General features: G+C 38.1%; 9 protein-coding genes and 1 pseudogene. 3 read left to right on the top strand and 7 right to left on the bottom strand.

Annotated features, from left to right (window positions below; all coding sequences use genetic code 11):
* Nucleotides 1–123: 123 nt before the first annotated feature.
* Nucleotides 124–1,023 (bottom strand): acetamidase/formamidase family protein, encoded by a 900-nt coding sequence (locus D1839_RS01645; RefSeq protein ID WP_120378155.1) that lies wholly within the window; start codon nt 1,021–1,023, stop codon nt 124–126.
* 257 nt (nt 1,024–1,280) lie between these two features.
* On the opposite strand from D1839_RS01645, the gene D1839_RS01640 reads away from it, so the two are divergent.
* Complete coding sequence (locus D1839_RS01640; protein ID WP_120378154.1) at nt 1,281–1,946, top strand: HAD family hydrolase; 666 nt, start codon at nt 1,281–1,283, stop codon at nt 1,944–1,946.
* 460 nt (nt 1,947–2,406) lie between these two features.
* On the top strand, nt 2,407–2,991 hold the full coding sequence (locus D1839_RS01635; protein ID WP_120378153.1) for an SCO family protein: 585 nt from the start codon (nt 2,407–2,409) through the stop codon (nt 2,989–2,991).
* Between the two features lie 434 nt (nt 2,992–3,425).
* Here the strand turns inward: D1839_RS01635 and D1839_RS01630 are convergent, their stop codons facing one another.
* Complete coding sequence (locus D1839_RS01630) at nt 3,426–3,818, bottom strand: PTS sugar transporter subunit IIB (RefSeq protein ID WP_120378152.1); 393 nt, start codon at nt 3,816–3,818, stop codon at nt 3,426–3,428.
* 243 nt (nt 3,819–4,061) lie between these two features.
* Nucleotides 4,062–4,421 carry a PTS transporter subunit IIC gene (locus D1839_RS20270; protein WP_199689893.1) on the bottom strand — a complete coding sequence of 120 codons (360 nt, stop codon included), beginning with the start codon at nt 4,419–4,421 and terminating at the stop codon, nt 4,062–4,064.
* 679 nt (nt 4,422–5,100) lie between these two features.
* On the opposite strand from D1839_RS20270, the gene D1839_RS01620 reads away from it, so the two are divergent.
* A complete protein-coding gene (locus D1839_RS01620) occupies nt 5,101–6,171 on the top strand; it encodes an acyl-CoA dehydrogenase (RefSeq protein WP_120378151.1) in 1,071 nt (356 codons plus the stop codon).
* Between the two features lie 237 nt (nt 6,172–6,408).
* Here the strand turns inward: D1839_RS01620 and codA are convergent, their stop codons facing one another.
* From codA to D1839_RS01600, 4 genes and pseudogenes are all read right to left on the bottom strand, one after another.
* Nucleotides 6,409–7,674: a cytosine deaminase gene (gene codA, locus D1839_RS01615; RefSeq protein ID WP_120378150.1), complete on the bottom strand. Its 1,266-nt coding sequence runs from the start codon at nt 7,672–7,674 to the stop codon at nt 6,409–6,411.
* Nucleotides 7,675–8,943, bottom strand: coding sequence for a cytosine permease (gene codB, locus D1839_RS01610; RefSeq protein ID WP_120378149.1), 1,269 nt, complete (start codon nt 8,941–8,943; stop codon nt 7,675–7,677).
* A gap of 354 nt (nt 8,944–9,297) precedes the next feature.
* On the bottom strand, nt 9,298–9,465 hold the full coding sequence (locus D1839_RS01605) for an LPXTG cell wall anchor domain-containing protein (protein ID WP_120378148.1): 168 nt from the start codon (nt 9,463–9,465) through the stop codon (nt 9,298–9,300).
* A 37-nt stretch (nt 9,466–9,502) separates the two neighbouring features.
* Nucleotides 9,503–12,061, bottom strand: a pseudogene (locus D1839_RS01600) (pullulanase); the annotation flags it as partial.
* Nucleotides 12,062–12,085 lie beyond the last annotated feature (24 nt).

The following is a 12,085-nucleotide window of genomic DNA, read 5'->3' as shown; positions in this document are numbered from 1 at the left end:
AAATGAAATCCCCTGTTTGAAGATTCACTTTATTCTTACTTATTTCCAATAGTACAAGTACATCATGAAGAGGTATTGCTTGAAAACCCTCTGTTTCATCATTCTTTATCTATCAAACATTCCCTACACTAACTTATAATTATATTTTTCAAGCACCCAAATAGGGAGTTCCATTCTCGCTGTCATTAGTGGATCAACAATTTGACATATTTTCAAATCTGCTCCTAGAGATAAAAACATTGCTGCTTCATGCTCCTCCATCTCCATTTCATTTACAAGGAAGGTATGCATGTTTTTAGTTGCTTGTTTGGAAGCTTCATCTAGTGTTTCTGAAGAAGCAATCGCCATCACATGTTCATCATCAGCTAAAAATGGAAGTGGGTAAGGCTGACCTTTAATAACAGTGACTTTAACTGTAATTTCAGCGGGGATTTCCAGTCCGCAAATCACTACTTCACCGTCTCCCATCACCGCATGAACATCGCCCATGGCCAGAAGAGCTCCATTGACATTTACCGGTAAATAAAGCGTTGCGCCTTTCCTGATACGCTTACAGTCCATATTTCCACCATGGTCTTTCGGTGTTCCAGTCGGCACATCTTCATCAAACGGAGCTGTACCAATGACACCAATCATTGGATTAATCGGTAATTGCAGCGTCTCATTAAAAACGGCCATGCCCTCTTTTATCGATATAATTTTAGTCTTTTCTTGTGCGAAACAGCCTGCTAATGCCCCCATTTCAGGTGTTATTGCCATCACTCCCTGATCAGCAATTTTAATATCCAGAATATCAATCTTTATTGTATCTCCTGGGCTAGCCTCTTTTACAAATACAGGACCTGTTGCTGGATTAATTTTATCCCACCCAACCGTATGAAATAAATCCTCCTCGCTCTTTATTTCGTTACTAAAACAGTCAAACGTTTCAAATAGCACCGTTTCCCCTGAAGCAATGGTATCTACAGGCTTATTTGTTGGTGACATGGATAAAATATAAGTTTCCTTAACAATCTTTTTCATTTTCATATACCTCCTTATTATTTTACGTCCCATTAGTGCTTGCTCCCACGAATTGTTCAAAAACTCAAATATTTCAAGCGATATATGATGCCTATTATACTATCATTTCATTATTTAACAATCTCGATATAATTACCAGCTCTCCTTATACAATGAATAGCTGATTATCAAGATCATTGCTATAATAGATAGTGGTTTTCATAATCTATTTACCGATTATTCAACAATGAAAATCAGTTTAATTTAGGAGGCATTCTATGAATCAAGTGAAATTAATGATTTTTGATATGGACGGTTTGCTGTTCGACACAGAACGAATTGCTTTCGAAGCCTTAAAAAAAGCGATAAAAAATGCCGGCTATGAGTTAACGTTGGATATATACCGAAAAATAATTGGTGCTGGAAAGCAGGAAGACGAAGCCATATTAAAAGATGTATATGGTGAAGATTTTTCCTTTAGCCTTGTTTTAAATGACTATCTCTATGAATCTGAAAAAATATTAACAACGGGTGGCTTACGAATAATGGAAGGGGTCACAGAATTACTAGATATATTAGATGAACGAAAGATTAAAAAGTGTGTTGCTTCTTCTAGTTCACTGGAAACGATTCATCGCTACTTGACTATGGCAAATTTAAAGGATCGATTTGATTTTTATATGAGCGGTGATGAAGTAGCACGAGGAAAACCGCATCCTGATATTTTCTTGGAAGCATGTCAACGTGCTGGCGAAAGCCCAGAAACAGCCATCGTGTTAGAAGACTCCCCAAATGGCTTAAGAGCAGCATATAGAGCAGGTATCAAGTGTATTGTTGTTCCCGATTTAGTGGTTCCTGATGAGGAGATGGAAAACAGAGCATATCGAATTGTTACTAGTTTAGTGGATGTTTGCCATTTGTTTACAGCACCACAATCCAAATAACCCTTTTGTTAGCAGGTCTTTTGACTAATTTTAAAAGCAAGCATTTTGGTCAATTTTTTATAAGTTATGAAAGATAAACCTTTCTTCTTTTCAAAAACAATTACAAGTTGTCATTTTTCCTTCACATAATCATATTGCGATCGAATGGTTTACTTGATACACTTTTGTTAAACTATGTTTTAAAATGTGAGTAGTTGTTGAAATCGCTTTTAGGCAGGAAGGGAAAATGATCTATGCAGTTATCTTGTTATAAAGTAACCTTCAATCAGTGGGCGATCTTTTACCACCTATTACTGGTAAATATCACAAGGCTATGTCCTAAAGTCTTTGAACAACAGCGGGGCAATTAACTTTGCAGTTGCGTCTTCACTTAGCTCCTTGGGTTTCCCTCCCTAGATGAAAGTAGAGATCGGACTGCCAGTTACATTTGGGATAAATACCGACGGGAAGGAAGTTGATGATGAAAAAGTATATGGGGGTTGCTTTCCTCGCGTTAGCTGTTTTTCTTACTGCTTGTGGTGGTGCAGAAGAGAAAATCGATCCAAATATGTCAGAAGAGGTAAATGATTTTACGTTCACGACACAAGACAGGGAAGAACTATCCTTAGAAGATTTAAAGGGCGAATATTGGATTGCCGATTTTATCTTTACCAATTGTACATCGGTATGTTTGCCAATGACATCCAACTTGGCAAAATTACAGCAAAAGACGGCAGATGAAGAGATGGATCTTCAATTTGTCTCTTTTAGTGTAGATCCAGAATACGATACTCCTGAAGTATTAAAAGAATATGCCAAAGAATATCAAGCAAACTTGGATAACTGGACGTTTGTAACAGGCTATGATTTTGAAACTATTAAAGAATTTTCCATCAAATCATTTAAAAGCATGGTCGCTCCTCCACCTGAAGGAAATGACCAGGTAACGCATGGAACCAGTTTCTTTTTAATTAATCCAGAAGGGAAAGTCATTAAAAAATACAACGGCGTACTAGCAGATAGTATCGACACCATTTTTGCTGACTTAAAAAAATTAGGTTTATAACATATTGGCTTTTTTAGCGTATTGTTCACTTTCATTTACTGATTAATAAGATACAAAGTGTTATACAGCGCCCTTACACTATGTCAAACAACCTTTGCAAAAATTCCCATCCGGAAAATATGTTTCCTAAGCAACAGAGAATAAAATGAATCTTTAATCAGCGGGGGTTTTCATCTTCTCCCACTGATGGTTAAGCACCACAAGGAATGCGACCTAGATACACAATGCTGTTGATGGGAAAAGCAGAATAAGGTAAGTAAATAATCAAGCTTTGTGGATTTCTTTATACACCACAAAGCTTGAGTTTAACAAATGAAGTTTTCTAAACATGTATAATATTTTGTAGTTAAGTTGCTTCTCATATATCCTGCTAACCAAAACTCCAGGTGGTCCTGCTGGAGAGATTTTTTTAAAGAAATAGAGTAAATAATTATCTACCATACTAAAAATCCCCATTTTATCATACATATAAACGATGAAGTGGGAATGAATTTTTTAATGATAACATGGTGAAAAGGTGTTCTATCTTCCTCAACATTAGTCCAAAATCTCTCCTCACGTATCCGTTGATATGTTTCTTCTGTTCCAATTCCAGATAACAGTGGTACTCCGTCAATCACCTTGTCTTTCTTTTCGTCAGGGACAATGGTCGTTGAAACAACCATATCATATGTATCCAACCGACCTATTTCATTCGCTACGCTAGATTGAAAAAGTGTCACTTTATTTGCTGAATTTTCTTTTTCCAACCACGCCTTCAACCTTTCTATCGCTATCGTAGAAGTTGCTACACCTGTCCCACACATAACTAGTATTTTCTTTGCCATTATGACCATCTCCCCTTATCATTATCATTTCTACAAAATTTTAATTAGATCTTACTTTATTCATATATATCATTAAAATAACTATGATTGCTCCCAAAAATACAATACTGAGCCAATTCAGTACGTTCGGTAACCAAACAAAAGGAAAGGTCGTCCAAACAGCTCCCTCTACGAGTGCTGAAATATTCGAATAACTTCCTATATCAAAACCTGCATGAATCGCTGTACTTGTTACTAAAGGAGCTACCAAGTTGCAATATAAAGACCGATCCCCATATAAATGGAGCCACCAATAATCGCGCGCACTATATTCCCGCTGAACACTGGAACCATTAAAGCAATCAGAAATGGAATAGTGGCTAAGTCTGTAAAAGGCAATCCTTTATTTCCTGGTAATGTAGCAGCTAATAGTAAAGTAATAGGTACCAACAACAATGATGCTGACAACACAATTGGGTGCCCTACCGCTAACGCACTATCCATACCAATATATAAATCTTTTCCTGGAAAGCGCTGTTTAACAAACGCTCCGCTGCTTCTGAAATCGGTGTAAGCCCCTCCATTAATAAAGCTACATTTAGGGCAACAACAACATAACCGCACTCATTTGGATAGCTAGCCGGACGAACAAAGCGCAGAGCGCCCGGTTAGCAACGTAGCAACTGGAACGAAGCAACTAAAGTTTTAGGAATCATGGTGAGACACGAGCCAATGATGACTTATCGTAGGGCGATTCGTGAAGTTGCCTAGTTGCTGGGCAATGGAGCCGGAGGTGGCTATTCCGTTAATTCCGTATCCCAAGGCAACAATTTTTATACTTTCTTATCTTTGAACAAAAGCTAGTAAACCTCCTAACCAGTTGCTAATCCCACAAATAAAGTAAGCAAAAATGCGTTCCATACATCCTTTTCTCCTGTTTCGCGCTCCTTTTATTTTAACATGATTTTTTCACCTTCATTCGCTTATTGTGCATAAATTCACATGAATATACTTCATCATCCATTCACTAATATAAAAAAATGGTGTCCTATCATTTACTAGCGAAAATTAGGCATACATCCAAAATTGTACTTCTTAATGGAGAAAAAATCATTACTACAATTCTATATAATAATTCAAATATTTATTCCAGCCCATAAAAGTTACTCTAAACTATTGCTTCAGCCAGTGACGTTTCACTAAGCGAAAAGGTAATACTTGATCTCATTTTAAAATTCTTTCGTAACTTTATATATTTCGGCATGCTATACTGGTAGTAAAACAAAAGGATGGGAAGACCATAATGTTTACCAACAGTGAAATTTCTTGGATACGAAATGAAGTAAAAAACAGCGAACAAACGAAAGCAATTAGCGAAAAACTGCTAACTTTTATCATAGACAAGCAGCTATTCAAGTTATTCCTACCACAAACATTAGGTGGAGCAATGCTTCCATTATCCGAAGCCATTCGCACATTTCAGCATTGCTCGTATATTGATGGAACGTTTGGCTGGTTAGTGACGATAGGTTCTGGTGGCGGCATGTTTGCACCGAACTTCACAGAACAAGCAGCCAAAGTTTTTTATACTCCTAAAGATGCGGTCATTGCTGGCAGTGGATTTCCTGCTGGAATAGCAAAAGAAGTAGAAGGTGGATATATTGTGAATGGAGAGTGGCATTATTGCAGCGGTTCCCAATATGCAACTATATTTACTGCTACTGCGAAAACAAATGCTGAGAATGACACGAAGCTCCTGTCGTTTATTTTCAAACCAGAGCAAGTAGAAGTAATAGAGGACTGGAATGCTATGGGATTGAAGGGGACAAGTAGTCATACGATTCGTATTACAGATCAATTTGCACCAACCTATCGTACGTTTTCCATTTTCAAGAAGCAATACCAACTGGAAGAGCCTATTTACGACTTTCCGTTCATTCCTTTTTCACAGGCATCGTTTACTGCTATCGTACTAGGAATTGGAGAGCGCTATATGGAAGAAACAAAAGCCACATTTCAAGAAAAAAGCTCTGTTTGGCAAACAGATCGACTCACGTTTTCTACCTATGTTTTAAAAACAGAAGCGGAGAAAATGAATCAAGCAAAAGCCGTGTTTTATCAACAGCTTGATAGCTTGTGGAAACAACATACTGATAAGAATACGATCACAGAAAGGCAACAGGAAGCGTTTTCTACGTGCTGTAAAAATACAGTGTCTACTGTATTAAAGGGAGCAGACAAATTGTTTAGGCTAATTGGGATGCAAGCAGTGAAAGAAACCTCAACCATAAACCGTATTTGGCGCGATTTACATACAGCTAGTCAGCACGCATTTCTGATGCCACAGAACGATGCTGACTTGGAGTCCTTCTAAAAAAGCAGGAAAGAGCCTTTGATTACAGATGGGGATTTTTTAAAAGCTTAAAAAAACTCTAGCAAGAGAGATTGATTTAATTTAACATGGGAGGAAAAAGCTTTTTTGCTTTTCTTTTACTTTGTCTCAAGTTATGGAAAACGTCCCTAACTTTGATAAGCTTACTTCCTATAATTATTTTCCATTTGAAAACCCGCTGGATGAGCCCAGCAGGTTTTTATTTTTCACCTTCAACATTCATCTCGTAAAATGGATATGCTCTTCTATGCCTAAATTTATCTTTGTTTTACTCGGTGTTGTCTTAGTAATCATATTTCCATTGCGAATAGAATGAGTGACGACAGCTTGCTTGCGAATCGCTTCATATTCATTTTCCGCATCCAAAACAATTAAATTAGCTGGCTTTCCAACCTCTATCCCATATTCCTGTTCAAGGTTCAACGTTTTGGCACTGTTTGTTGTAATTAGATCAATAGAATGAACAATTTGTTCATAGCCTAATAGTTGCGAGGCGTGAATTCCCATATGAAGTACCTGGAGCATATTTCCTGTGCCCAGAGGATACCATGGATCAAAAATATCATCATGACCAAAACACACATTCATTCCCGCTTCCAATAATTCCTTCACACGAGTTAGACCACGGCGTTTTGGATAGGTATCAAAGCGACCTTGTAAATGGATATTAACAAGCGGATTGGAAACAAAATTGATCTCGGATATTTCTAATAAACGGAACAATTTATAAGTATAAGCATCATTGTAAGATCCCATTGCTGTAGTATGACTGGCAGTCACTTTAGATCCTAGTCCTCGCTCATACGCTTCTTTTGCCACTACTTCGACAAATCGCGACTGTTCATCATCTATTTCATCACAGTGGATGTCAACCAATCGATCATATTTTTCGGCAAGATCAAAAACAATTCGTAAAGAATCCACACCGTATTCTCTCGTAAATTCAAAATGGGGGATCCCTCCTACGACATCTGCTCCTAGCTTTAGCGCTTCCTCCAGCAATTCCTGCCCATTTGGGTACGATAAAACTCCTTCTTGTGGGAAAGCAACCAATTGCAAATCCACATATTTCGCCATCTCTTCTTTCACTTCCAGCAATGCCCGCAGCGCTGTTAGCTTTGGATCGGTTACATCTACATGTGTACGAACGTGCTGGATACCTTGAGCAATTTGCCATTTCAAAGCCTTCACAGCTCTCTTCTTCACATCTTCATACGTTAACGATTGTTTTCGCTCCGACCAACGTTGAATCCCTTCAAATAATGTGCCACTTTCATTCCATTGTGGTTCTCCAGCTGTTAACGTTGTATCAAGATGAATATGCGGCTCAATAAAAGGTGCCAGCACTAGGGAACCATCGACATCAAGGAGGTCCCCCTCTTGCAGTCCGTTTTCAGCTGGGGAAATAGACACTATGGTCTTATCTTGAAGAACAATATCCCATAATCCCGTTTTATTACGTAATGTAGCATTTTTTATAATCAATTAGTGACCCACCTTTTCTGTTTTAGGAATTATTACTTCTTTTTCCTTTACACTCATAGTAAGCTTGGTACCTGCAACATGGATGGCTGCAGAACTAATTAACGCATTAATTGGTGGTATACCTGGTAATAAAGTTGCTGCTGCAATTCCCGCGCCCCAAGCAATTAAAGCAATCCAATTAACAGCTTTAAATGTCATTTTATGGAACGCACGATAATTGCCACGATGGACGATGAAAAAATCAGCTAACAAGATAGCGCCGATTGGGGGTAACGCAGAACCAAGCATAGTTAAAAATCCTATGAAATTCTCGTACAGCCACATTGCTCCAAGTGTCCCAATTATTCCATTAAAAATGACGATCTTATGTTTTGGTATTTTGGTAATGTTTGAAAGTCCAAGTCCTGAAGCATACAAAGCATTATCATTGGTTGTCCATATGTTTAAGCCTAAGACGATAATCGCTGGGAGAATTAAATTCTGCATGAACATTACTTCAGAAATATCAGCTTGGCCAGTTGCAACAGAGCCTACCGCACCAAACAAGAACATGAGTGAGTTTCCGATGAAAAAGGCGACTACTGTAGCAATTACTGCCGACCGTTTTCTCCGTGCAAACCTTGTGAAATCAGGAGTTAATGTCCCAGCACTGATGAAAGAACCAATGCAAATGGTAAGAGCAACTGCTAAAGTCATCGTTTCCGTCGGTTCATATTGCAATAGGCCTTGCCACCCTCCTAAACTTTCTGTTGCTTTTATAACAGAGGTTCCTCCAAGAAGAGCGATTAATGGTACCGCAATAAAGCTAATTATAGCCAATGCTTTCATTCCAAAGAAGGCTGTAAATGTCATTAATATACCAGCAACAGCAATAAGGACATAGATGTCAATGCCGGTAACTTTTTGTACTGGTACTGCAAACATTGCTGTTCCAACTCCGAACCAGCCAATTTGTGTAAAAGCTAATAAAAATGAGGCAAGATAAGAACCTTTCTCCCCAAATGCGTAACGAGCAAGTAAATGCGTAGACAATCCTGTTTTTGCAGCCATATATGCTAATAAACCCGTATATGCGCCTAAAATAAGATTACCTGCAAGGACAATCGCCATAAATTGTATAAAAGATAGCCCTTGTCCTAGTTCTCCACCAGACCACATGCTAGCTGAGAAAAAGGTTAGCCCAAGCATAACTACGAGTGTTTTCCAAAAGCCGTTGCGATAAGATGAAGGTACTGCTGTCAGTGAGAATTCTTTATCAATGTTTTTCATTCTGTTTTCCTCCTAGTTGTTGGTACCATACCAAAACAGAAAGGAAGTAAAAAGCTTCCTGCCAAATGTGACAAGAAGCCTTTCTCGTTAAATAGATTCATTGCTAGCTATACACCCACATAGGTTGTATTCGCTCATACAATAATTCCATCAACTTATCCGTTTCCTTGTCAGCCTCACAGGACTGAATTAAAGGTACCATATTTAACTTTACTTTATTATGACAAAAACAGATTGTCTCGTCAAGACCTTCTATCTATGGTAATTTTTTCTACTTAGGAGATGAGGAATAGGACAAAAGTATATTACTAAATATCTACCTATCTCCCGCCCAATCCATATAAAACAAAAATCTTAGTGCTGTTTTTTCCGCTTATAAATATATAACCCTACACCGATAAGAACGAATATAAAGCCAGTTAAGAGCCAATTGTAGAAGGAAGTTGCTGTATTAGGAAGCTCTTCTCCTTGCTTTTTCGTTACTTTATTTCCTTCACTCGTTTGTTTTTTATCTTGATTCAACCCTTTGTTTTCATCTTGGTTTCCTCGTTCTCTATCTTTATCTTAATTCAATCCTGTCCTTTGTTTTTATGTTGATTCTCTTGTTCTTTGTTTTTATCTTTATCCACTTCCGACGTCTGTTCTTCATCTGTCTTCTTTTCTTGCCTAGACATTGTGGTGTATGAGTATTATCCGTCTCCTCTGTGCCCTCATTTTTATGGTATATTTTTACAACAGCAGTTGTTAACGGCGCTAACTTAATCTGGTTAGCTGCTATTTTAACACCAATCGGATGCTTAATTTCCTCTGTCCCAGCTGTATTCGCATCCACAATTACTTTTCCTTTGGCCAAATCCGTATTCTTTAGCGTAAATTTACGTTCTTTACTATCTGCATTTACAAATACTTGATACACCTTCGAACCATCAGAAGACGATGCTTGGTATCCAATTACTAAATCTTCCTTTTGAACCTCTGGGGCTTCGATGCGTTTTACGTTGGTTTTTATCTCTTCCATGGTTCCTAACGTAAACGCATCGGTTGAGCGTCGGAGTTTGATTAAGCCTGCTGTATATTCACGTGTAGCATTTTGAGTCGGGTATCGTCCTTTATCCGTCGCCATCTTCCAATCAATCTTATTAATAGCATCTGTAGAATCATAGGAATCATGAATGAAATATGGATAAACAAATGGTTTTCCCTCTTTATCTGTCATATAGGTTGATTTATACGGAGCTTCTGACGTCTCCGTTCTAAACTGTTTTGTTCGCCCAAACTCTTGACCAGCATGGATAAAGGCTTTCCCTTGTGCAGTTAAAACCATCGCATTGCCAATTCTTATCCGTTTATGGATTTCTTCTTCATGGTATTCAGGGTCTTTCATAATCGATTGAGCAATAACATCGTGCAACGTCAAATTATCATGTGCAGCAATATAGGAAACGACATCACCCGGATCATCAGCGACAAAATTCTGCGGATTTGCAGTGACATTATCAAAAATTTGCTGAATGTTTCTAGCCCCACCGGTTAAGAATCTTGGTTGACCTTCACTGCCAAAACCCGATTTCAATTCATTTCTAAATTCATCGGAGAAAACAGCAACACTATCCGTATGTTGCATCCAATCTTGATCCGCTGGCATCACTTTTTCACCTTCATCGCCAACGTACGTTCGCCATCCCTCTCCAATCATGATTATATTTGGATTTAACTGCTTTGCCCTATCATAAGCCGCTTGAATACTTTCGGCATCGTGGTCTCCCATCATATCAAAGCGAAAACCGTCAATTTTGAATTCTTCTACCCAGTATGAAATGGAATCGACAAGCACTTTTCGTGACATAGCATGAGTTGTACCAAGACGCCCGCCACCAAAGCTTTCACGAGGAGTACCATCCTTATCCATAAAATGATAGTAATTTGGCAGCAAATCCTCAAAAATCTCAACTTTAGCAGTATGGTTATACACAACATCCAAAACGACACCCATATCTCGTTTATGAATTTCATGGATTAACCGCTTAAATTCCGCAATTCGCAGTTCAGGATCATCCGGATTTTCAGAATACATCCCAGATAGTGAAAAGTAACTATGTGGGTCATACCCCCAATTATAATTATTCCCAGTCGATGACCAATCTAGTAATCTCTTCTTATTATCCCACTCATTAGCAAAGTAATAACTCATGACAGGAAGCAGCTGAATATGCGTGACACCTAATTCTTTAATATAATCCAGTTTATCGATAAAGGAAGAAAATGTACCAAATCGAGCATTTAGTTCATCTTCAATTGCGGGATCTGAAGTAAAGTCTCTCACATGAACTTCATAAATAATAGCATCTTCGCGCTTTTCGAAACCATCAATAGTCGCAAAATTTAAGGCTGGACCAATCTCAGGTGGATTGACAATTGCTGCTTTTCCAATTGGATATTTCCCACCATTTCCTGGATTTGCCCATGCTGCCATTGATTTTGCGTATGGATCAAGGGTTAGCTTTGTCTTTCCATGATGTGTCATCTTATAATGATAATAATAGCCTTTAAGATTGTCCAAGCCCGTATTTTCTTTATTGAGCTTTACTTCCCACACGCCCCGCTCCCCTAGTTGCATTGGTATTTCATCGCGAACTACTTTATATTGGTTGTCTTTGTCATATAGTACCACAGTTACATTTTCTGCTTTTGGTGACCATATTTTTAACGTCGCTGTTCCATTCTCATGTAATGTTGCACCTAAATCTTCATTATAAGCATATAGCTCATCTATTAATTTCCAACTGTCTGTTAGTTTGAGCGTTTTATCACCATAAGTTACAGTAAGTGTTGTATGAATGGCGGAAAACTCACCATTAACCTCCAATACTTTATGATCGACTTTCTTGTCATTCGTTATGTTTATTTTGTTCCCCTTTTCATCCTGCACTACGATATCGCTTAATAACTTCTTCAAATCTAAATCTTTTATACTGGAAAAACGCAATTGAATCGTATCTTTGGCTACGACTGCCCCAGAAAGGAGGGCTGTTTCTACTTTCCCAGTTGGGTCCGTATACACCTGTTCATCACCATCTTTAACAAAAATTTCTTTATGCTCTAACATCGAAAAATGATAATTTCCTGTTTGCTCTCCGCTACG

It is taken from the genome of Roseburia sp. 1XD42-34, assembly GCF_009917385.1.
Classification (GTDB): domain Bacteria; phylum Bacillota; class Bacilli; order Bacillales; family Amphibacillaceae; genus Virgibacillus.
This window is presented reverse-complemented; position numbering and strand designations above follow the sequence as displayed.